Source organism: Pseudoflavonifractor sp. HNCC25GI2, assembly GCF_058136395.1.
In genome coordinates, this window is sequence record NZ_JBYUOW010000023.1 from 1 (window position 1) to 893 (window position 893).

Here is an 893-nt window from a genome sequence, read left to right on the forward strand (position 1 = left end):
GTGCAGATGATGTTGTAGCCGTAGTTCAGACCGATGGGCTCGCCGGCCAGAGCCAGAGGCAGGCCGTAGCTCAGAGTGGGGTCGCACAGGGAAAAGCAGCGGCGGTCGGCAATGTTTCCAATTTCCACCAGGGACATGGTCAGCAGGTCCATGGCAAAGCCGGTGGGTTCACCGTGGAAGTTGCCGCCGGACAGGAACTCATAGTGACCGTCACCCTTGGGGAAGATCAGGGGGTTATCGGTGGCGGAGTTAATCTCCACCTCGATGAGATGCTTGATGTAAGTCAGGTTCTCACGGCAGATGCCATGGACCTGAGGCATGCAGCGCAGGGAGTACACGTCCTGAACGCGCTCCTGATAGTGGGGGTGCATGACGTCGTAGTCCAGGTGCACCTTCCGGGCATCCTCGGTCACGCGCTCGCTGCCCTCCACCAGACGCATCACGTTGGCGGCAGCCTTAATCTGACCCTCATAGGGACGGACACTCTGGATACGAGGATCAAAGGCGCGGGTCTCGCCGCGGACAGCCTCCAGAGACAGAGCAGTGGTCAGCTCAGACAGCTTATAGAGGCGCTCGGCGTCGTGGAAGCACAGACAGGACATGGCAGCAAACATAGTGGTACCATTCAGCAGAGCCAGGCAATCCTTGGCCTTCAGCTGGAACTCAGGCTCCATGCCAGCCTTCTTCAGGGCCTCCTGGGCAGGCATACGCTCCCCCTGGTAGAACGCCTCCGCGTGGGGAACACCAATGAGTACGGAAACAATGTGGGCCATGGGAGCCAGGTCGCCGCAGGCACCCACGGAACCCTGGAAGGGAACCACGGGGTGCACACCCTTGTTCAGCATATCAATGAGACGGTCCACCACCACAATCCGCAGGCCGGACACGCCGCG

General features: G+C 60.5%; 1 protein-coding gene. It reads right to left on the reverse strand.

Annotation, left to right across the window (positions count from 1 at the left end; all coding sequences use genetic code 11):
• Positions 1–893 (reverse strand): HAL/PAL/TAL family ammonia-lyase (locus AC3YUO_RS12975; protein ID WP_489963429.1); only part of this gene is annotated, 893 nt, incomplete at both ends.